The organism is Aquimarina sp. AU58, assembly GCF_900312745.1.
Lineage (GTDB): Bacteria > Bacteroidota > Bacteroidia > Flavobacteriales > Flavobacteriaceae > Aquimarina > Aquimarina spinulae.
Genome location: NZ_OMPD01000008.1, coordinates 21,433 through 42,567 on the forward strand (window position 1 = coordinate 21,433; position 21,135 = coordinate 42,567).

Sequence of the window (21,135 nt, forward strand, 5' to 3'; positions counted from 1 at the left end):
AAGATTACTTATCATCAATACCTGCTACCTGATCTTTATTCACTTCTTCAGGTATATTATTGCTAGCACTTACACTTTCTTCTTCCTCTTCAAAGCTTTCCATAGTATCTGCCAGACGTTTGCTAATTTTGACCAAATAGATCGTCTCTTCTGTTCTTACTTCTACAGCTTCTATTGCTTCATTATGTTGGTTTCTAAAATGAACAATATCTCTATCATTATAGCCATCGGGAAACTTTTCTACTAGTAGATTTAAAATATCTTTGTTAAGTTTTTTGTAGTCAACAATTACTCTTTTCATAGGACTCACAGGTTTAAGAATTAATTCTATACTTTACATATTTCAAATAGCATTTTTTTTGCTAAATGCTATTATCTCGATTATAAATCTTGGTGTATTTTTTATTCATTTACTCCAAGTAATTTTCAATTGAGTGTATATTATTTCACTGAGTAATTTGTTACTACAAGTCTAAATAAAAAAAATGAAACTTTTAAGAAATCAACTTTAAAAATCAATTATTTTTTTAAATTTTTACTTGTTAAAAATTTTAAATTTTTATCTAATCATAACTTATTTCCGAAAGTTTTCAGAAAATTTATGTGTATTGCTTCACTACCTTTTTCAGTACTCATAATAATAATCGATTGTATTATTCATTAGAGATTTTATAAAAAGTAAGAAACTCATATCCCCTAATAATATGGCATTTTCGACGTTATGTATGTCGGTATTATGATTATGATAAAGACAATATTTAAAAAAAAATGGATAAAATGGCTATTCTATGCTATTGGTGGGTTCATTTTCTTCAGCATTTGCTTTTATGCCAGTATCTATTTTGGCTTTTGGGGTAAATTACCTGATAAAGAAGAATTAAGCTCTTTAAAACAGGCCGAGGCCACTCAAGTACTCGATAAAGATGGTCACATGATTGGTAAATACTATATCTATGACAGACAACCCATATCATACGAAGATTTACCTCAGCATCTTATAGATGCACTAGTAGCTACAGAAGATGTACGTTTTTATGAGCATGATGGTGTAGATAATACAAGTCTGTTACGCGTATTTTTTAAGACCATTTTACTTCGGGATAAATCTTCGGGAGGAGGTAGTACCATAACTTTACAATTGGCAAAAAATCTCTTCGGAAGAAAAAAATATAAATTATTTAGTACAGTAATCAATAAATTGAAAGAATCTTTTGTTGCCAAAAGAATAGAAGATATATATTCAAAAAAAGAGATTCTCACATTATATTTTAATACTGTTCCGTTTCCGGATAATACTTATGGAATTGAAAGTGCAGCCCAGAAATTCTTTAATAAATCTACTCCTCAATTAACACTCTCTGAAGCTGCCACACTGGTTGGGACACTTAAAGCCAACCATAGTTATAATCCAAGACTGTTTCCTGAAAGAAGTCAGTTAAGAAGAGATGTTGTACTTCAACAAATGACTAAATATGAGTACCTAAGTGCTCATCGATCAAATCAAACTATGAGTCAGCCCATCATCATGGATTATCAATATTTTAATCACGATCTTGGATTGGCACCTTATTTCAGAGAAGAAGTAAAAAAAGAATTAATCAACATCTTAGAAAAGCATAAAAAGCCAGACAGCAGTACTTATGACATCTATAATGATGGTTTGATTGTACACACTACACTCGATTACAAAATGCAGATTTTGGCAGAAGAAGCTATGAAAGAACATATGCAAGTATTACAAAACGATTATGAAAAATCTTTTGGTAGTGCTGCTCCCTGGAAGACCGATAAAGATCTTGTTAAGAATGCGATCAAAAGCCTTAAAATCTATACGATATACAAGGAAAAAGGGTTGACAGAAGCACAAATTGAAGACTCTCTTTCTGCAAAGAAAGACATAGAACTATTTGAGTGGAGCGGCAACATTACCAAAAAAATATCTTCTCTGGATAGTATACAACATTATTTGAAATTTCTGAATACCGGAATGATTGCTATCGAACCAACAACAGGTGCAGTACAAGCATATTTGGGAGGGATTGATTATCGTTATTTTAAATATGACCATGTTTCGCAAAGCGAAAGACAAGTTGGATCTACTTTTAAACCTTTTGTGTATACCACTGCTATAGAAAATGGCATGAAACCTTGTTCTTATTTCTCGACAAAAGAGATCACCTATACAAATTTAGACAACTGGACCCCTAAAAATGCATCAGAACAAAATGATCCATATCTTAATTTTACACTAGAAAAAGCGCTTAGTAACTCTGTTAATACTATTGCAGTAAAGGTGCTCAATAAAGTAGGGATTCCTAAAGTTGTAGATCAGGTAAAAAAACTAGGAGTCACTGCTATACTTTCTGAAGAACCTGCAATGGCACTGGGTACAGATGGTATTAAATTAAAAGAATTGGCAGGAGCTTATGCAAGTTATGTAAATGAAGGTAAAAGTGTGAAGCCTTATTATATTTCGAGAATTGAAGATAAGAACGGTAATCTTATTGCCTCTTTTGAGCCTGAAATAGCAGAGATACCTGCATATAGCGATTACACACGACAAGTACTTCTGGAAATGATGAAATCAACAGTAGAGCAAGGTACTGCAACCAGACTAAGAGCCACCTACAAGCTCAAAAATGATATTGCGGGTAAAACAGGAACCACCCAAGACAATAAAGATGGTTGGTTTGTAGGGATCACTCCAAATTTAGTAACGATCACCTGGGTAGGAAATGACAACTATAATATTGGTTTTAAGACTACATCTTTAGGACAGGGAGCCAATACTGCGCTACCAGTTTTTGCCAAATTGTATCAAAAGATGAATCTTGATAGTACATTTGATCCTATTACAAAAAGTAAATTCGAAGAAAGTGCAAAGGAAGTTTTAAAGGATTTGGATTGTAAACCCGAAAAAAGAGATAATTTCTTTAAGCGTCTTTTTGGCAAAAAGAAGAAAAAGAAGAGGTTTGGGAAAAGTTCTTGATAATAAAGGAGCAGATTATTTTGCTATTTTATTTTGATAGTAATAACTCATGAAATCAAAATATCTAAATGTATATCAACATACATTTCTACTTTTATTGTATTTCTATGGTTAAATCATCAAATTTTTTATCATTTTTTCTTTCCTTCCAAAAGAATAGGAAATGAATACAATACACCAAATGGTTTTCCTCTTTGTTTTCCAGGGATCATTTTAGGCAATAAACCACAAACCCTTTCTGCTTCTTTTTCTAAATCCGGATGCGGTCCTCTTGCACGAATATCTACAACAGTACCAGATTTATCAATCTTGAATCGTACATAAATCCTATTTATCCCTGAATGACCAAATTCACTAACAAGTTTTTCATTGAACTTAGAATGAACAAAATTTTTAATCATATCGCTCATACATTTCTTTTTTGCAGAATTACTATCTGATTTTTCACAACCAGGAAATACAGGTACCTCTTGTATAACTGCAAAAGGCACATCCCCTTTTTCTACATGAATATCTTTATCTGGCATGATAGTATCTTTTTCATCTAATATCATAATACCCTGTGAATATCCAAAAAACAAAGGGAATAACATAAATATAAGTGCGAACGATTTTTTCATAAATTATCATTTTTTATAAAGAATATATTTCTTTTAGGAGTTTTACAATCTTTATCTATTTTTTTAGATATTTTTTTCTAGAATGGTTCTCAAAAATAAATTGCATATACCTCTTGTATCACCCTGTTTCCAGTGAAATTATAATATGATATATTCTAGTAATAATTTATGAATCTATAATAACTTACCAGCACAAATCTGATAAGCATGAACGGAAGGATGTGATTAGCTTTTTTTGTGGTTTCAGTTTTTTAAACAAGATAATGCCTTATAACCTGTGTTATGCCTATAAATAACATTCGCATTACAATATATTTAGCCATAAGACCTTGGATAGTCTTTACTTTTCAAAAACAGAGGGAGAATTATAAATTATTCGTTATCAACTGTTATGTTTCCGTATTTCTTTACCAGAAATGTATGTAGCTTAAATGCTCCAACTCCTAATAAAATACCTATTGCCATACCAGTAACTATATCTCCCGGGTAGTGTACACCAATATATATTCTACTATAGCTTACCACAATAGACCAGATCACCATAAATGGAAAGATATACTTTAGGTGTTTTCGTAAGGCTAATCCTGTAAAAAAAGCTAACGCCATTGAGCTAGCCGCATGACCAGAAAAATATCCATGTCGTCCACATCGTTCTGCAATAAAACGTGTAAACTCTGCTACACCATCTGCTCTACATGGCCGTGGTCGCATAAACAACACATTTTTAAATAAATTTGATAGTTGATCGGTAGCAGTGATAAGTAGTGCTACAATAATCAAAGTAATGATGGTACCTCTAATTCCAAAATATTTATAGAAAAAAATCAGTAATACTAAATACAGAGGGATTTGGTACAATTTCTCTGTCATAAATAACCAAAATCCATCCCATGCAGATGAACCTAGGTTATTGAGGTATAAAAAAAGTTCTTTATCTAATTGTATGAGATCTTCCATTGTTATGGTCGTTTATCTATTTTTATTCGTCGTAACGTTCTATTTCACGATCATAAAAATCGTTAGCAGTTTTAAAAAGATTTTCTGTTTCCTCTAACAATTCTTTTTCATCATTTTTATCAAACTCTTCAAGCCATTCTATTTCATCATTTTCCAGATTGATAATACATCTCGGAAACTCGGTATGAATTACAAAAATAGCATCTGGATAATCAGTATTATCGCCTAGTAAGAATTTGGGGAAGTCCATAATGAATACTTAAAATTACAAAGTTTCAAAGGTACTATCTTTTTTAAGGAAATCAGAAAATTATTAGGGAACTACTATTCAATTTTAATTTCTACTCTGTTGTTTGATTCTGGATCCAAATTAGAATCTGCAGTAACAACGGGCATAGTATCTCCAGCCCCTACTATTTCGATTAAAGATTCGTCTATACCTTGCTCAACAAAATATTTTTTCACATTACTTGCTCTCATTGCAGACATGATTTCGTTTTCAAAAGATGAACCGGCATCATCTGCATGGCCAATAATTTTAACTTTGTTTACTTTAAATATAGTTACATATTGAATATAAGAATCCAATGCCTCTTTAATTTCTTTGTATGCTTCACTTTCGCCTACCAGGAACTCTACAGGTGAAAAATCAAGAGCCATATCACACACCTGGCTAGATGTTAGGTTTTTGGTATTTTTCATTTCCATTAGTAAGACATCATCTACAAAATAGTAGGCTGTGTCAAACCCTCCTCCTTTTACAGATTTTCCTTTTGGGCTATCTGAGAAATATCCTAAAGAAATATATTTTTCTGTTCCTTTTGCTCTATATACTCCACAAACTTTAGTCCATCCCTTGGTATTACATACCATTTTGGAAGATTCTATATTTAAAGGAAATCTAGAGGTAGTCGTTATTTTTGGCCTTCTGGCAGTAAAATATGATCCAATAGATGAAGTACAGGAATTCGAGATACCTTCTCCTAAAGAGACATACATATGAAAATAGTAATATTTTCCCTTGGATAATGGTTGTTTTAATTTGGCTGTTACTCCTTCTTTATAAGGGCCACCAGCAATATACATTCCTACTTTACCTTCTCCTGTTCTAGGCTCCTGTGTTCCAAACTGCTTTAAAAAATTTGGCGATTTATGAATAAATCTAATATCAGCCAATCTAGGGTGATAAGCATCCGGAGAGTTAATTGTAGCTTTCCAATCCTTAACAATTCCAAAGTTTTGCATCTCCATATCTAGTCGTGAAATAGCTGAATTTGTAGCTTCGAAACTAGGGTTGGGAATAAGGTTTTGATTTTTACTATGAACAAAGTTTTGACTTATACTACTCTGTGTAACCAATATGGTAAGCGTTACAAGCAGTAGACAAAATCTAGAATTTGGGACTCTCATATTTTGTATTCTCTTTTTTTGGAAAGATAGTTAATTATTCGTTAATACCAAATAAACGTAATAAGTATGAAAATGGTATTTGGTCTTTATTTTTATTTAAAAAATCACTTCTAAACCCTTGATTTAACAGGCAAAAAAGAGATTATAATTTTAATTCTTATGAATTAAACCTTTGGTCAAAGCATTAAATCTAAGATATAGAAGTAATGCAGAAACAGAAAGGCCTGCCAGCAATCCAATCCAAATTCCTGAACTTTTATATTCGGTATATAATCCTAAATAATAGCTAATAGGAAATCCTACTACCCAATAGGCAATAAACGTAATTAAAGTAGGAATTTTAACATCTTGCAGACCTCTTAAGGCTCCTAATACAGTAACTTGTATCCCATCTGAAATTTGAAATAATGCAGCGATAACTAATAGCTTTGCTGCAATGGTAATCACCTCGGTATTATCTGCTATATTTTCTGTATCTTCTATATCAAGATATATTCGGGGTAGTAAATCGTTAAACAGAATAAATAATAAAGCAAACACAACTGCTAATAAAAAGGTGAGCAGAAATATTGAAATTGCTATTCTTCTTAGTTCTACAAAACGCTGAAGTCCTTTTTGATTACCTACACGTACCATTGCAGCCACACTTAATCCCATAGCTATCATAAACGTCATAGAAGATAGGTTTAATGCAATTTGATTAGCTGCCTGAGAGTTTTTACCTAAAATACCTGATAACCATATCGCAGCAGTAAAAATTGCCACTTCAAAAAACATTTGTAATGCAGAAGGAAATCCTAAGGCTATTATTCTATTTATCATTTTTCTCTCTAGTGAGAAAAACTTGATATGAGTAACATATGAGGTAGATTTTTCTTTATTTTTTAGAAAAACCCATAAAAAGATAACCATTACAAACCTCGAAGCTAATGTTCCGACGGCTGCTCCTACTATTCCCATTTGCGGAAAACCAAATTTCCCGAAAATCAATACATAATTCAAAGCGATATTTACCAAATTAGCAACCAAAGTTGCATACATAGGATACTTGGTCATAGACAATCCATCTGAAAATTGCTTTAATGCCTGAAAACTCACTAACGGAATCAAAGAAAAAGCGACCAGATCCAGATATGGTATTGCCAATTCAACCACCTCTGGAGGTTGTTTCATTAAATACATCAATGGTTTTGCTACGAGTATCAACAAAAATAATGCAATTCCTAATGTAGTACATAGAAATAACCCATGTTTAAATGCAGATTTACCACTAGCAAAATTATTTTCTCCATCTGCCTCTGCCACCAATGGTGTTATTGCAGTAGAAAACCCTATCCCCAAAGACATTGCTATAAACATAAAACTATTACCCAGAGATACAGCTGCCAACTCTGCCGTACCTAACTGTCCCACCATAATATTATCGACTAAGCCTACAAAAGTATGTCCCAACATACCCAACATTACTGGTGTAGCCAACTTTAGATTATATCGAAATTCTTTGGTGTATTGTTGTAGCATTTTACAATTTTGAAGACGCAAAGGTATTAGAACCGAAATAAACTAAATGATTCTTATCGTATATTTAACGTTATTTATTTTTTTCTAATCGTTAAATATTCTGAAAATTACTAGTTCTAAAAAAGTTAATGTAAAATAAACTGGAGTTGGTGGTTTATCATAACCGCAAGTTATTTCATTATTGACAAGAACCCAACGAAAATATTATTTCGTTCCATACTTATCAAAAAGATACATCAAACTGGTCATTGTAGCAGCACCTAATTCGAGTTCTCGTTTATTAACCGCATCAAAAGTATCATTCTTTGCATGATGATAATCAAAATAACGCTGTGAATCAGGTCGTAATCCTGCAAGTACAATTCCATCTTTTTTAAGTGGCCCAATATCGGCACCGCTTCCACCTTGAGTGAAAGAATGTATCAGATAGGGTTCGAAAAGAGGTTTCCAGCCTTGTACCTGGGCAAAATTAGCATCATTACAATCAAACGAGAAGCCTCTGGGGGTAAATCCTCCGGCGTCACTTTCTAAAGCAAAAACATGATTTTCGCCTTTATCTTTAGCTACTTTTGCATATTTTTTACCACCTCGTAATCCGTTCTCTTCGTTCATAAATAATACTACGCGAATAGATCGTTTAGGTTTATATCCTATTTTTTTAAATAGTCTCAACACTTCCATAGACTGTACTATTCCTGCTCCATCATCATGAGAACCATCGCCCAGATCCCAAGAATCTAAATGCCCACCGACTACCATATATTCTTTAGGAAATTCACTTCCTGTAATTTCAGCAATCACATTATATGATTGCACATCTTTCCAGGTGCGGCAGTTCATATTAACATGAAATTTAATTTTAGGATTTAATGTTAACATAGAGCTTAACAAATCTGCCCCATTAGTACTTATTGCTGCAGCAGGAATTTTATCTATATCTTTCAGGTCACCATAACTCATTGATCCTGTATGAGGAAAATCATCAAGCCTAAGGTTCATAGAACGAACAAGTACTCCTACAGCGCCAAACTTAGCTGCTTCTGCTGCTCCAGAATATCGTTGATCTACACACCCTCCGTAAGCTCTAAATGTTTCGATAAGATCTGCTTGCATAGGCCTGTTAAAAAACACTATTTTCCCTTCAATCTGAGCAGTGCCTAGTTTTTTGAGTTCTTCTAATCCTTTAACTTCTACAATAGGCGCTTTAATACCTCCTATTGGTGTTGGTACAGAACCTCCTAATGCACAAATTGGCACATTGGTCGTTATGCCTGGTTCTGTTTCGATATAGGCAAATTCTGTTACACCACGAGTCCATTTTGGTACCATTACTGGTTGTAACCATACTTTATCCAAGCCTAGTTTTTTTAACTCTCTTTCTCCCCATTCTACAGCTAGTTGAGCATTTACAGAACCCGAAAGTCTCCCCCCGATCTGATTAGAGAGGTAATCCAGCCATGCATAACTTTTACCATCAAGTAGTGAGGTATCATATATCTTTTTTAATGTAGTAGAATCTTCTTTTGCTTCATTTTGTGCAAAGCTATTAAGTGATAAAATTGCAAAAATGATGGGGATTATAGTTCTTACCATAGTATTTTCTTAACCTTTTTTATTCGTTCTCTAATTCTTGTTTATACAAATCCAGATTGGCTTTTGTTTTGTTATCTAATTCTGGTTCTTGTATATCATCATATTCTTTTAATGTTGTATATAAAGTTTTTGCTACAATATATCGTGCTACGGGTTTATTATCTGCCGGAATCACATACCATGGAGCGTGTGGTAAAGAAGTTCTATTTATGGCATCCTGATAACAATCCTGATATTGATCCCAAAGTTTACGTTCTTTTAGATCTCCTGCAGAAAACTTCCAGTTTTTTTCTTTCTTCTCTAGTCTGCGAAGTAACCTGTTCTTCTGTTCTTCTTTTGATAGATGCAAATAAAATTTATAAATCAAAGTACCATTTTCGGCAATATGTTTTTCAAAATTTCTAATTTGTTCAAAGCGTTGCTCCCAAAATGCATCATTAATATCTTCGACTGTATTGATATGAGGTATATTTTCTCCCATTATATATTCTGGATGTACTCGTGTTACCAAAACATTTTCGTAATGTGTTCTATTGAAGACTCCAAACTTTCCTCGTTGTGGCAAAGCGATATAGTGTCTCCATAAATAGTCATGACCTAGTTCTAACGCTGTAGGCACCTTAAAGCTGTGAACGATAATACCACGAGTATTGAAATCTTTAAATACTTCTCTAATCAAACTATCCTTACCTGCAGTATCCATACCCTGAAGACAAACCAGTACAGCATACTTGCCATGGGCGTATAAAGTATCCTGAAGCTTTCCTAATTTCTCACGTGTTTCTTCGAGTGCTGCCTCAATTTTTTTCTCGCTCTCATTAAGGTCAAAGGTGGTTGGGATTTTGGATAATTTTATGGTATTAGACACCATAAAATCTCTATGATTGATCTTCTTCATACTATGATTTGTGTTATCACCCGAAAGATACTAAAGTTTTGGGTTTGTAGGAAAATAGTTTAGTCCTATCCTACATTAATTTACTCTACCCATAGAGAATTGATAGAATCTAACGTTTTACCATGTGTTTCTCAATATTGATTCTACATTATCATTCATGAAAATCATATATAGTTAATTAACAACATTTAAAAAAAATATTCTCTTAACAATTTTTCACTTTATCTCAATAAAATTTGTTCTTTTTTTAAGATATACAGATGAATAAATTGTATAATAATTTGTAAATTTAAAGATATCTTCAAGATATAATCTTAATTATAATTGAAGTTTATCCGTTTACAAAAATACCTCCTGTTTTTAAATTGCTCATTTATTACTTTATTATTTTTCTTAAATTTATTAAGAGTAAGTTGAATGAAAGAAAATAATTTAAATACCATTTGGAATCATTACACAGAATCTTGGCATGGTAAAACCTATCTGCAACCAATAATTCCGATAATTTCTGATTATTTATTCACAAAGAAAAATTACAATTCTCTATTAGATTTTGGATGTGGTTATGGCAAACAATCTTTTATATTTAACAAATATGGCTATAAAGTAACAGGGTTAGATAGTAGTTTAGAACGAATTACAAAAGCTAAACTCGAATTTCCTCATATCAATTTTCTTTGTTACAAATTCGAGGACAAACTTCCTTTTAAAGATAATTCCTTTGACATTATATATTCTCATAGTGTTCTTCAATATGTTGATCATCCATTATTTCTTAAAGAATGTAATAGAATATTGAAAAAAGATGGCAGTATTATATTAATTGAAAACTTAAAAAATAATCCAATAACAAGGGTTGGTAGGGTATTTTTAAAATTAACAAATTTCAAGTTTCAATCTTATCCTTGGAATCATTTCACAATAAAAGAATTTACTAATACCAAAAAACAATTTGACAACTCAAGTTTTAATGTATTTTATTTATTATCACCATTAGCTTACATCAAGCCATTCAAAAAAAAATTCTCTTTTTTTTCTAAAATCGATGATCATCTATTAAAAGTTAAGTGTTTAAGAAATTTTGCTTGGCTAAGCCTTTTTATTGGACAAAAAAAAACTTGTGATGATAGCAAATAAATATTGGGCAAAAAAAAATAAGATAGTATACATTTTTCATTTTTTAATCGATATTTATCGATCAAATAAAATAGTTGAACTTATTTCTTTTGTAATTTGGGAATTTAAATATTGTTTATCATTATATGATAAAAATGAAATCATACAGTTTTTAGAAAAAAAACCTTTACTCTACCTTAAAGATATTAATAGTGTTTATATAAATTTATTAAATACAAAGTTATATACCTGTACAAATAATTGGCACATTGTTTTTAAATGTAAATCAAATATTCTTTGGGGATGTTTATATGAAGACAAAGCCACTTTATATAGACTTTCATCAAAAAATGAACTTATAAAATGTTTTACTTTTAGTAATAATCTTGAAGGTTTATTTATTGATAGTTCTGATAATATTTTTGTTTGCGTACAAGGAATATTGTACAAATCCATAAATAAAGGAATTACTTTTACTAGAGTTCTTAAATTATCAACATCTAAAAGCTATTTTCGTCAGGATGCTATTACTGAAAATCCAAATGGTGAGCTATTCTTAGGAGAATATGCTAATATTATGGTAAAAAACAAATGGAAATTTGTTGGTTATATTTACCACTCTTCTGATCATGGTAATAGTTGGTATAAAATAGATTTTTTAAAGAAAGCTGGGATAAATAAGCATGTACATATATTAAAATGGGTCAATCTATATAAAGGTTTGGTATTAACTGAAGGAGATAATAAAAAAGGAATTTGGATAAATAATTCCAAAACTCAATTTAACCATATTTCTAAATTATCTAATTCTGGTTGGAAGAAAGTACATAAATTTCATATTCAAAAAGGTGGATATACAGGAATTACAGAGGTAGGAAATTCTATTTTATTCGGAACAGATTATAATGGTGGTACAAATTATTTGATAAGTACAGAAGACATGAAAAAGTTTAATGCTAAAGTTATACCAAACCCATATAGAAGAGGAACATTTCAACGTATTATTGTTAGAAAGCATACAAATTCAAACCCTGAAATATGGGCAAATATTAGGTTTAAGAGTAGCGATAAGATAAAAAGTTTAATCATGTTATCCGTTGATTTTGGAAAAACCTGGAGGAAAATAATAGAATATAGCGGTAAACGATTTAAAATTGATATAATTAGTGACTCTGTTCGCATCAGTAAAGAGCACTATGTTAGAATAATTGACACTACCAGTAATCAATCTACAACATTGGTAATTACATAGGGGTTTTAAAAAATAACCTGATTTGATATTACATTTTAATAGCCTTAACTGGATCTAATAAAACTCTTATGTGGCAGTATTTTTTTTACAAAATATAAATCTACCTAGCATAAAAATCATAGCTAAATCCAACCATAAACGTATCATATCTACGTCCTAAACTCTTAACATTAAGTTCTGCAAAAATATGTACAGGTATAGAAATCTGATGTAATGCCCTTATTTTAATTTGTGCTCCATGATTAAAACTTCCTGTTCTAAACCCCAGAAAAGCATCCTTTTCAATTGCTTCAAATTCGCTTGAATCATTACCTACATATCCTATTCCGGCTGTTATTGTAGTAGGGTACCAATTAAATAAAATTAAATTTACTCCAATTCCCAGTTCATTGTATCCTTCATATTCTTGATCAGCGCCTATAGTAAATGAACGATTGTATTCTCCTAAAAAGGTAGTGTAACAATTAAAAGCATATTCTATTCTGACTCCTAATGCTAATTCATTTTCGAGCCCAAAGCTTTTTGCCGCTGCAAACCCATAATTAGTTGCTCCCGGATCATATTGAGCAGAAGACATATAAGGTATACATAACAACGAAGTCAACACTAAAATTCTTCTCATTATTTTGGGCATATACTAGAATTGGTCGTAATATAAGGTGCATTAATTACAACAATTGTTTTCATCAAAAAATATAATCGATTGCTATAACTATACAAAAGGATAAAGATTAATAATTACTTAGTAGCAAATAGTTTTACATCTTCTTCACTTACTTCGTTACCTCCAAGAATAATTAAACGTTCGACCACATTGCGTAGTTCTCTAATATTACCTGTCCAATCATATTGCTGTAATTGTTTTATGGCTTTGGCAGAAAACGTTTTAATAGGTGATCCTTGTTCTCCCGATATTTTTTTAGCAAAATACTCTATCAATAAAGGAATATCATCTCTTCTATCATTTAATGCCGGAACTTTTACCAAAATCACTGCCAATCTGTGATAGAGATCCTCTCTAAATTTATTTTCTGCTATTTCTTTCTTTAAATCTTTATTTGTAGCAGCAACTACACGTACATCTACTTTGATATCTTTATCGCTACCTACTCTTTGTATTTTATTTTCCTGTAGTGCTCTAAGTACTTTTGCTTGTGCAGAAAGGCTCATATCTCCTATTTCATCAAGAAATATGGTTCCTCCATTAGCAGCTTCAAACTTACCGGCACGATCTTTATTTGCCGATGTAAAAGCTCCTTTTACATGTCCAAAAAGTTCACTTTCTATTAATTCCCCAGGTATTGCTGCACAGTTTACTTCTATCATTGGTCCTTTTGAGCGATCGCTTTTTTGATGAATCCAGTGCGCGACTAATTCCTTACCTGTACCATTAGGGCCGGTAATTAAAACTCTTGCATCTGTTGCAGCAACTTTTTCGATGATATTCTTGATATCAGAAATAGCTTTTGATTCTCCAATCATCTCATAATTTTTGGAGACTTTTTTCTTAAGCATTTTATTCTCTACGACCAGTTCCTTACGATCCAAAGCATTACGTACTGTATTGAGTAAACGGTTAAGATCTGGCGGTTTAGAAATATAATCAAAAGCACCTAACCTCATTGTATTTACAGCAGTATCCAGATCTCCATGACCAGAAATCATGACAATAGGAATTTCGGGTTTTATCTTTTTTATAGCCTCTAGTACTTCTACCCCATCCATTTTTGGCATTTTGATATCACAAAGTACAAGATCATAATCTTCTGCTTTGATTTTTTCTATACCAGAAAGTCCGTCTTCGGCTTCAAAGACTTCGTATTTATTATTTTCTTCAGATAAAATTTTCACAAGAACCCTACGGATTGCTGCTTCGTCCTCGATTACTAATATTTTTGCCATTATATTTTTAATTTTATTCCGCCACGAAAATAGAATGTATTTTTATCATTGATTGCTAATACATTTTCTTGATTACCATCTCGCAAACGAATTTCATTACTTAATGTATATCCTGCATATGTGTAAAACAATAAGTGTTCCGTAAAATAATATTCATATCCCAATGCTCCCATAACATTAAACATCGATACATTTTCTATTACTTTTGTTTCTCCGTTCTCATCTACATATGCTTTGTTATTTCGCAAATTACCATAAAAACGATCGAACCCCACAAAAGCCTGGAGTGTACTTTTTTCACTAAAAAAATATTTAATATTTGTTTTAGGAGTCCCAATAGCATACGACCAACTTTGATGAAATCTTTTATAATAATTAATGATAGGAAGTGGGAAATTAAGACTAGCGGGATTAGTATACTGCACTCCTACAATTAAACGAGCCGTTTTTGGTTCTTGTACATTTTTATACGTCTTTACAAAATACAAAGACCCTCTATATCTAAAATCATCTCTTTCTACACCAGACCCTTCAAAATTAGATGAAATTCCAACTCCGAATTTAGTACCAAACCTCCAATTATTTTTCATCTTAAATGTATACCCCAACTCTATAGCTGCAGTATGAAAACTATTTAAGTCTCCCTGATCATCAAACCCTAACTCGTCATCTATCTCTATGTTATTAAATCTATATTGTGCACCGATTACCAGGTAAGTTCCTTTATCATCCATTTTAATAGGATAATTAGCCGAAATTCTAAACCGACTATAAACATTATCACTATCGGCTTGTGGGATATATGTATATTCGATTCTTGCTAAATCAGTACTTTGACAACGTATACCGTTTAAGCTATAAAGTAGTATGCATATAAAAATCAGGCTCTTTCTCATTTATGGGGCGTATGTTATGCTTTTTTATCCGTTTTTTTTCATTCTTTTATAATGGTAACTTCACGTTGTGGGAAAGGAATATTAATCTTATGTTCTCTAAACAAACGATCTATTTCAAATCTAATCTCACTTTTAGGAACTCCCGATTGAAAACTATCATCAATAGTAAAAATTACTTTAAAATTTAATGAGCTATCTGCAAAATCTGTAAATAAAACCATTGGAGGTGGGTCTTTTAGCACATTTGAATTAGAAGATGCTGCCTTAATCAGTAATTCTTTCACCAATTGTGTGTCACTACCATAAGCAACGCCCACAGAGACAGATTCTCTGGTTACTGTCCCGTTTTGAGTCCAGTTATATAAGGACGAGGACATATATTTATGATTAGGGATAATTAAAACTTTATTATCTATGGTTACTGCTCTAGTCGTTCTTAATTTTATTTCTTCTACTCGTCCTACTTTACCATCTAATTCTATAATATCGCCTACATGTACCGTTTGATCTATAAAAATAAATATCCCGGATAAAATATCCTGAATAAAAGTTTGCAATGCAAGACCTACACCAACTAATAATGCGGCAGAAGCAGCAAATATGGCTGTGATATTAAATCCAATACTATCTAAAGCAAAAAAGATAACAATGAGATAAATAAAGTATTTCGAAAATGAGAATACCGATTCAAACTTAAGTTTATCCTGGCTCTGCATTTTACGGGTAAAAACCCTCTTTGTAAGTTTTAAGATAACCGAAGTAATAACAAAAACCAGTAGTACAAAAAATAATAAACCTACAGTAAGTACAAAAGGATGTTCGTCTGTTCCGAAATGAAAAATTTCATAGCTAAAAAATTCTTGCAGGGTATCCCAAATATTTTTAGGAATAACTTCTTTTACCTGCTCTTTTACTTGTTCTGTAATTTCTTCCTGCATCATAGCGTTAATATTTCATCCACTTAAATAACTCCTTATAGCTTGGTTTTTTACCATACATAAGTATTCCTACCCTATATATTTTTCCTGCCAGCCATGTGATAAAGATAATACTTCCTACTAATAGAAGCATAGAAATCAATACTTCCCACCAGGGTACCCCAAAAGGTATACGCATTAACATCACTATTGGAGAAGTTAAAGGAATCATAGAAAATATTGTAGATACTGTACCATGAGGATTTTCTATTACAGAAAAGAACCCTACATAAATCCCAAGCATTAGTGGCAAGATAATAGGTAACATAAATTGTTGCGAATCGGTTTCACTATCTACAGCTGCACCTATAGCAGCATAAATCGAACTGTACAAAAAGTATCCTCCTATAAAATAAATAAAAAAAGACAGCACTAAAGTTCCTAATGGAAGTTTCATGATATCCTGAAGTATTAGTTGTATTTCTTGCTGACTATCTCCTTGCATAGCTATCGATTGATCTATACCTACAGGTTGCGGATCTATCCCAAAAACCGAAGATACTACAGCAAGTAACACTCCGCCCAAAATCACCCAGATGAGAAACTGAAGAATCCCTGCGAAAGAAGTTCCCAGAATTTTACCCATCATAAGCTGTAATGGTTTTACAGAAGAAATGATAATTTCTATAATTCGATTAGATTTTTCTTCAATAACAGATCGCATTACCATATTACCATAAATGATAATAAACATCATTAAGAAATACCCCGCTACACCACCAAAAATCATTTTTATATAACTAGACATCTTTGATGTTTTCTCTCCAGAAAAGTTTTCTATTAAAATATTCACTTTGGCTTTTGAGTTCTCTATCGCATCCAGATCCAACCCTTTTTCTTCAAAATTTTGGTTGGTTAACTTATTGGCTATAATTTTTTCAATTCTATTAAGTATTGAAATGCTTGGTGCTTCATCTGCATAAAACTGTATTGATTTGGCAAGTTCACTATTAGAGTTTTTCTTTGGCACATACAATAGTCCATCAAGTTTTTTAATAACAACAGAATCTTTTGCATCGTTTAAAGTTAGATGACTATAATCTATATAGTCAACATCACCAGAATCTTTAAAATCTGTACTAAACAATCCTGTTTCATCATAGAATGCTACTTTACGAATTTCATCATTGTTCAAAGTTGCAAGCCAGGCAATCAAAGAAATCATACCTACCATGATCAGAGGACTTAAAAAGGTCATCATTACAAAGGTCTTGTTCCGAACTCGAGCTATAAATTCTCTTTTGATAATTAATTTTAGATTACTCATTCTCTGTAATGGTTTTAATAAATATCTCGTTAACTCCTGGGATCACTTCATTAAATCTCATTACTTGGCCTTTATCTGATAAATACTGTAATAATTCATTCGAGGATGTATTATTATCTAAAGTTATTTTCATTTTCAATTGATCATCAATTGTTTTAAAATCTGCAGGGGTTACATCAAATTTGCCTTGCAATGTGGTATATAAATCGGTGTTATTTTCGGTTAAAACACCTACTTCAAATGTATTAGACTTATAGGCTCTCTTTATATCGGTTACCTTGCCTTCTAATATTTTTTTAGACTTATTTATTAGGGCAATATGATCACATAATTCTTCTACACTTTCCATTCGGTGAGTAGAAAATATGACTGTTGCTCCTTCATCCCGTAGTTGTAGAATTTCATCTTTAATAACATTAGCATTTATAGGATCAAAACCGCTAAAGGGTTCATCAAAAATTAGCAATTTAGGTTTATGAAGTACAGTAACAATAAACTGTACCTTTTGTGCCATTCCTTTAGAGAGCTCTTGTATTTTTTTGTTCCACCAATGCGAAATATCAAATTTATCAAACCAATATGTCAAACGTTCTTTGGCTTCGGTTTTACTAAGCCCTTTAAGTTGAGCTAAATACAATGCTTGCTCACCTACTTTCATAGATTTATACAAGCCTCTTTCTTCTGGCAGATAACCAATATCTCTAATATGCTGTGGTTTTAACAGTTCATTATCCAGATATACACTTCCTTTATCAGGCAAAGTGATTTGATTAATGATTCTAATTAGTGTGGTTTTGCCAGCTCCATTAGGTCCAAGTAATCCAAATATACTTCCTTTAGGTACCTGGATTGATACATCTTGCAATGCAGTAAAGTTTCCAAATTGTTTAGTGGCTTGTTGTACCTCTAAAAGATTAGCCATAGATAGTAAAATATGATTGTAGTTTAATATGAAACCCGAATGATACGAAAACTTAAAAACTTATGCTAATTATGTTAATGATTAATCAGATAAAATAGCAATAAATTTGGTCTCTTTTTTTTAGCCTGAATTATGCAAGTACATAATTCTAAAAACAAAACCCACCCTGAATACAAGTATTAAGGATGGGAAAAAAATTGCTATGAAAAAGAAAAATTATCACTAAATGCGCTAGTGATGTCTCAAATATACGAATTTTTCTTAATCAAACGTTAATAGAATTATAATGATCCAAAGTAGGTCGAATCACATAATTTTATTAAGAAAACATATCTTTTACTTTTTCAAAAAATGACTTATCCCCACTATCGGGGCTAGGTCTAAAATGATCATCTTTAGCCATTTTTTCAAAAAATTCTCGTTGTTCTTTGCTCAGGGCTTTTGGTGTCCATACATTAACATGTACCAAAAGATCTCCTTTTCCGTAACCATTAAGACTTGGAATTCCTTTTCCTCTCAACCGCAAAATCTTACCGCTTTGCACTCCGTCTTCTATCTTAATTCTCACTTTACCGGATACGGTATCAATTTCTCTGGATGCTCCTAAAACAGCTTCAGAAAAACTAATGTATAAATCATAGTGTAAATTATTTCCTTCTCTCTGTAATTCGGGATGTTCCTGCTCTTCTATAGCGACCAAAAGATCTCCTGCGATTCCATTACCAGAAGCTTCATTACCTTTTCCTGCAACTTTAAGCTGCATCCCATCTTCTACTCCTGCGGGTATTTTTATGCTTACTGTTTCTTCTATAGCTTTTAAACCTTGAGCATCTGCATCGGCAGGCCTATGATCTATTGTCTGACCAGCTCCTCCACAGGCAGGGCACGGAGAAGACGTTTGCATTCTCCCTAATATAGTATTAGTAATTCTGGTTACTTGTCCTGCTCCATTACATGTACTACATGTCTTATAGGTGGTACCTGGTGCTTGAATTTTTCGTTTTACCTTAATCTTCTTTTCAACACCATTTGCGATTTCCTCTAATGTAAGTCTAACACGAATACGAAGGTTACTTCCTTTAGCTCTGCGTTGTCTTCCGCCTCCACCGCCAAAACCGCTAAAGCCACCAAATCCACCGCCAAAAATATCACCAAACTGACTAAATATGTCATCCATATTCATTCCGCCACCACCAAAGCCACCGCCTTCAAAAGCCTGGTGCCCATACTGATCATAACGTGCCTTTTTATCAGGATCACTCAAAATTTCATAGGCCTCTGCAGCCTTTTTAAACTTTTCTTCGGCAGTCTTATCCCCCGGGTTTTTATCGGGGTGGTATTCTATAGCTTTCTTACGATACGCTTTTTTTATTTCAGCTCCTGTAGCATTTTTGCTAACACCTAATATGTCATAAAAATCTTCCTTCATAATTTCTTATTGACCAGTCACAACTTTTGGAAAACGAATCACTTTCTCTCCCAACTTATATCCTTTTTCTATAACGTCTACAATCTTTCCTTTTAGATCATCATTTGGAGCAGGTATTTGGGTAATTGCCTCATGATCATCAGCATTAAAAACATCTCCCGCAGATACTTCTACTTCAGATAAACCTTTACTTTTTAAAGTTTCCTTCAGTTTGTTATGGATTAGCTCTACGCCTTCAATAAGCGCTGTATCTTCTGATTTCTCAATTTCTTTCAATGCACGATCAAAATCATCTAATACAGGTAACATCGACTGTATAACATCCTGACTTGCAGTTTTAAACAATTCTAAACGCTCTTTAGAGGTTCTTTTTTTATAATTTTCAAACTCGGCAAAAAGTCTTAAAAACTTATCTTTTTCCTTTTCAAGTTCTTCTTTTAGCAGTGTTTCTGCATCTACTACCTCTTCTTTCTCTGTCTCTTCAACAGGAGCATCAAGTACTTCTTCTACTTGATCTTTTACATCTTCAGTGTTTTTATTTTTCTTACTCATGTAACTCGTACCTTTTATACGTTTTCATTTTGAATCAGCAAAAGTACTGCCATTTTTGAATTAATGTCATAATGTCACAGGATTTTTTAGTATATATTTAAGAGTATTCCTTCTATAAAAAAATAATTTTGACATCATTTTTAACTAAAACTAATATTTATGAAAATTAAATTTGTTAGCACACTTGTTATTACTGTGCTTCTAGTAACTGCTTATTCTTGTAAAGGAGAAAAACAAAACGAAACAAAAGCTAATACTCCAGAGGAGGTAAAAGAAGCTCCGGTAGAAGCTATCACGTATAATGTAGATGTTGCATCAAGCGCTATAGACTGGGTTGGATCTAAGCCTTTAGAAAAACATACAGGAACCTTAAAGCTAGCTAGTGGTACACTTGAAACTAAAGAAGGAGTAATCACGAGTGGATCTTTTACCATTGATATGACCTCTATAAATGTTACTGATCTTGAAGGAGATGATAAAGCCTATCTTGAAGGACACCTTAAAGGAGAAGGAGAAGGAAAAGAAGATCATTTCTTTAATGTTGCCAAATTTCCGAAAGCTGTTTTTGAAGTAACCGGAATTACAGAAAAAGAAGGAAAAACTTTTATTGATGGAAATTTAACTATAAAAGGTACTAAGAAAAATATCTCATTTCCTGCCACAACTTCTGTTGAAGGTGATGTAATAACATTAAATACTGAAGTGTTTACTATTAATCGTACAGAATGGGGCGTAAATTATGGATCTAAATCGGTTTTTGAGAACCTGGGAGATAAATTCATTAATGATGATATCGAAATAAAGATTAGCCTTAAAGCTAATAAAGCTTAATCC

Annotated in this window: 20 protein-coding genes; 4 read left to right on the forward strand and 16 right to left on the reverse strand. The window is 32.2% G+C overall.

What is annotated here, in order from left to right; genetic code table 11:
* Positions 1-4 precede the first annotated feature (4 nt).
* Positions 5-301, reverse strand: coding sequence for a hypothetical protein (locus DK441_RS04455; RefSeq protein WP_025667722.1), 297 nt, complete (start codon positions 299-301; stop codon positions 5-7).
* A 441-nt stretch (positions 302-742) separates the two neighbouring features.
* Between DK441_RS04455 and DK441_RS04460 the strand changes: the two genes are divergently transcribed.
* Complete coding sequence (locus tag DK441_RS04460; RefSeq protein WP_109098011.1) at positions 743-2,989, forward strand: transglycosylase domain-containing protein; 2,247 nt, start codon at positions 743-745, stop codon at positions 2,987-2,989.
* Between the two features lie 131 nt (positions 2,990-3,120).
* Here DK441_RS04460 and DK441_RS04465 read toward each other — a convergent pair whose 3' ends face one another.
* The 7 genes from DK441_RS04465 to DK441_RS04495 all read right to left on the reverse strand — a co-directional run bounded on the left by DK441_RS04465 (position 3,121) and on the right by DK441_RS04495 (position 9,988).
* Positions 3,121-3,609, reverse strand: coding sequence for an energy transducer TonB (locus DK441_RS04465; RefSeq protein WP_109097682.1), 489 nt, complete (start codon positions 3,607-3,609; stop codon positions 3,121-3,123).
* Between the two features lie 372 nt (positions 3,610-3,981).
* The gene (locus tag DK441_RS04470; RefSeq protein ID WP_109097683.1) at positions 3,982-4,566 is read right to left on the reverse strand and encodes a phosphatase PAP2 family protein; all 585 of its coding nucleotides are present in this window, start codon (positions 4,564-4,566) and stop codon (positions 3,982-3,984) included.
* A gap of 22 nt (positions 4,567-4,588) precedes the next feature.
* A complete protein-coding gene (locus DK441_RS04475) occupies positions 4,589-4,816 on the reverse strand; it encodes a hypothetical protein (protein WP_074408749.1) in 228 nt (75 codons plus the stop codon).
* 74 nt (positions 4,817-4,890) lie between these two features.
* Complete coding sequence (locus DK441_RS04480) at positions 4,891-5,976, reverse strand: OmpA family protein (protein ID WP_109097684.1); 1,086 nt, start codon at positions 5,974-5,976, stop codon at positions 4,891-4,893.
* Positions 5,977-6,126: 150 nt separating this feature from the next.
* The gene (locus tag DK441_RS04485; protein WP_109097685.1) at positions 6,127-7,497 is read right to left on the reverse strand and encodes an MATE family efflux transporter; all 1,371 of its coding nucleotides are present in this window, start codon (positions 7,495-7,497) and stop codon (positions 6,127-6,129) included.
* Positions 7,498-7,701: 204 nt separating this feature from the next.
* The gene (locus DK441_RS04490; protein ID WP_109097686.1) at positions 7,702-9,090 is read right to left on the reverse strand and encodes a M20/M25/M40 family metallo-hydrolase; all 1,389 of its coding nucleotides are present in this window, start codon (positions 9,088-9,090) and stop codon (positions 7,702-7,704) included.
* 19 nt (positions 9,091-9,109) lie between these two features.
* A complete protein-coding gene (locus tag DK441_RS04495) occupies positions 9,110-9,988 on the reverse strand; it encodes a PPK2 family polyphosphate kinase (RefSeq protein ID WP_109097687.1) in 879 nt (292 codons plus the stop codon).
* Between the two features lie 417 nt (positions 9,989-10,405).
* On the opposite strand from DK441_RS04495, the gene DK441_RS04500 reads away from it, so the two are divergent.
* Both DK441_RS04500 and DK441_RS04505 read left to right on the forward strand, forming a co-directional pair.
* Positions 10,406-11,125 (forward strand): class I SAM-dependent methyltransferase, encoded by a 720-nt coding sequence (locus DK441_RS04500; RefSeq protein ID WP_109097688.1) that lies wholly within the window; start codon positions 10,406-10,408, stop codon positions 11,123-11,125.
* A complete protein-coding gene (locus DK441_RS04505; protein ID WP_109097689.1) occupies positions 11,112-12,356 on the forward strand; it encodes a hypothetical protein in 1,245 nt (414 codons plus the stop codon). Before DK441_RS04500 ends, DK441_RS04505 begins: the two co-directional genes overlap by 14 nt.
* 100 nt (positions 12,357-12,456) lie before the next feature.
* Here DK441_RS04505 and DK441_RS04510 read toward each other — a convergent pair whose 3' ends face one another.
* The 8 genes from DK441_RS04510 to DK441_RS04545 all read right to left on the reverse strand — a co-directional run bounded on the left by DK441_RS04510 (position 12,457) and on the right by DK441_RS04545 (position 20,301).
* Positions 12,457-12,978: a hypothetical protein gene (locus tag DK441_RS04510; RefSeq protein WP_160111951.1), complete on the reverse strand. Its 522-nt coding sequence runs from the start codon at positions 12,976-12,978 to the stop codon at positions 12,457-12,459.
* A 116-nt stretch (positions 12,979-13,094) separates the two neighbouring features.
* Complete coding sequence (locus DK441_RS04515; RefSeq protein ID WP_109097691.1) at positions 13,095-14,258, reverse strand: sigma-54 dependent transcriptional regulator; 1,164 nt, start codon at positions 14,256-14,258, stop codon at positions 13,095-13,097.
* A complete protein-coding gene (locus tag DK441_RS04520) occupies positions 14,258-15,154 on the reverse strand; it encodes a DUF6268 family outer membrane beta-barrel protein (RefSeq protein WP_074408759.1) in 897 nt (298 codons plus the stop codon). The genes DK441_RS04515 and DK441_RS04520 overlap by 1 nt, the downstream gene beginning before the upstream one ends.
* A 38-nt stretch (positions 15,155-15,192) precedes the next feature.
* Positions 15,193-16,095 carry a mechanosensitive ion channel family protein gene (locus DK441_RS04525; protein WP_370444300.1) on the reverse strand — a complete coding sequence of 301 codons (903 nt, stop codon included), beginning with the start codon at positions 16,093-16,095 and terminating at the stop codon, positions 15,193-15,195.
* 4 nt (positions 16,096-16,099) lie between these two features.
* Positions 16,100-17,398 carry an ABC transporter permease gene (locus DK441_RS04530; protein ID WP_109097692.1) on the reverse strand — a complete coding sequence of 433 codons (1,299 nt, stop codon included), beginning with the start codon at positions 17,396-17,398 and terminating at the stop codon, positions 16,100-16,102.
* Positions 17,391-18,320 (reverse strand): ABC transporter ATP-binding protein, encoded by a 930-nt coding sequence (locus tag DK441_RS04535; RefSeq protein WP_109097693.1) that lies wholly within the window; start codon positions 18,318-18,320, stop codon positions 17,391-17,393. The genes DK441_RS04530 and DK441_RS04535 overlap by 8 nt, the downstream gene beginning before the upstream one ends.
* A 319-nt stretch (positions 18,321-18,639) precedes the next feature.
* Complete coding sequence (gene dnaJ, locus DK441_RS04540) at positions 18,640-19,749, reverse strand: molecular chaperone DnaJ (RefSeq protein ID WP_109097694.1); 1,110 nt, start codon at positions 19,747-19,749, stop codon at positions 18,640-18,642.
* A 6-nt stretch (positions 19,750-19,755) separates the two neighbouring features.
* On the reverse strand, positions 19,756-20,301 hold the full coding sequence (locus tag DK441_RS04545) for a nucleotide exchange factor GrpE (RefSeq protein WP_025667708.1): 546 nt from the start codon (positions 20,299-20,301) through the stop codon (positions 19,756-19,758).
* Between the two features lie 159 nt (positions 20,302-20,460).
* Here DK441_RS04545 and DK441_RS04550 point away from each other — a divergent pair, with 159 nt between their 5' ends.
* The gene (locus DK441_RS04550) at positions 20,461-21,132 is read left to right on the forward strand and encodes a YceI family protein (RefSeq protein WP_109097695.1); all 672 of its coding nucleotides are present in this window, start codon (positions 20,461-20,463) and stop codon (positions 21,130-21,132) included.
* Positions 21,133-21,135 lie beyond the last annotated feature (3 nt).

Coding starts and splice junctions, on each gene's coding strand:
- DK441_RS04455 (WP_025667722.1), bottom strand. CDS start 301: ATGAAAAGAGTAATTGTTGACTACAAAAAACTTAACAAAGATATTTTA.
- DK441_RS04460 (WP_109098011.1), top strand. CDS start 743: ATGATAAAGACAATATTTAAAAAAAAATGGATAAAATGGCTATTCTAT.
- DK441_RS04465 (WP_109097682.1), bottom strand. CDS start 3,609: ATGAAAAAATCGTTCGCACTTATATTTATGTTATTCCCTTTGTTTTTT.
- DK441_RS04470 (WP_109097683.1), bottom strand. CDS start 4,566: ATGGAAGATCTCATACAATTAGATAAAGAACTTTTTTTATACCTCAAT.
- DK441_RS04475 (WP_074408749.1), bottom strand. CDS start 4,816: ATGGACTTCCCCAAATTCTTACTAGGCGATAATACTGATTATCCAGAT.
- DK441_RS04480 (WP_109097684.1), bottom strand. CDS start 5,976: ATGAGAGTCCCAAATTCTAGATTTTGTCTACTGCTTGTAACGCTTACC.
- DK441_RS04485 (WP_109097685.1), bottom strand. CDS start 7,497: ATGCTACAACAATACACCAAAGAATTTCGATATAATCTAAAGTTGGCT.
- DK441_RS04490 (WP_109097686.1), bottom strand. CDS start 9,090: ATGGTAAGAACTATAATCCCCATCATTTTTGCAATTTTATCACTTAAT.
- DK441_RS04495 (WP_109097687.1), bottom strand. CDS start 9,988: ATGAAGAAGATCAATCATAGAGATTTTATGGTGTCTAATACCATAAAA.
- DK441_RS04500 (WP_109097688.1), top strand. CDS start 10,406: ATGAAAGAAAATAATTTAAATACCATTTGGAATCATTACACAGAATCT.
- DK441_RS04505 (WP_109097689.1), top strand. CDS start 11,112: ATGATAGCAAATAAATATTGGGCAAAAAAAAATAAGATAGTATACATT.
- DK441_RS04510 (WP_160111951.1), bottom strand. CDS start 12,978: ATGAGAAGAATTTTAGTGTTGACTTCGTTGTTATGTATACCTTATATG.
- DK441_RS04515 (WP_109097691.1), bottom strand. CDS start 14,258: ATGGCAAAAATATTAGTAATCGAGGACGAAGCAGCAATCCGTAGGGTT.
- DK441_RS04520 (WP_074408759.1), bottom strand. CDS start 15,154: ATGAGAAAGAGCCTGATTTTTATATGCATACTACTTTATAGCTTAAAC.
- DK441_RS04525 (WP_370444300.1), bottom strand. CDS start 16,095: ATGATGCAGGAAGAAATTACAGAACAAGTAAAAGAGCAGGTAAAAGAA.
- DK441_RS04530 (WP_109097692.1), bottom strand. CDS start 17,398: ATGAGTAATCTAAAATTAATTATCAAAAGAGAATTTATAGCTCGAGTT.
- DK441_RS04535 (WP_109097693.1), bottom strand. CDS start 18,320: ATGGCTAATCTTTTAGAGGTACAACAAGCCACTAAACAATTTGGAAAC.
- dnaJ (WP_109097694.1), bottom strand. CDS start 19,749: ATGAAGGAAGATTTTTATGACATATTAGGTGTTAGCAAAAATGCTACA.
- DK441_RS04545 (WP_025667708.1), bottom strand. CDS start 20,301: ATGAGTAAGAAAAATAAAAACACTGAAGATGTAAAAGATCAAGTAGAA.
- DK441_RS04550 (WP_109097695.1), top strand. CDS start 20,461: ATGAAAATTAAATTTGTTAGCACACTTGTTATTACTGTGCTTCTAGTA.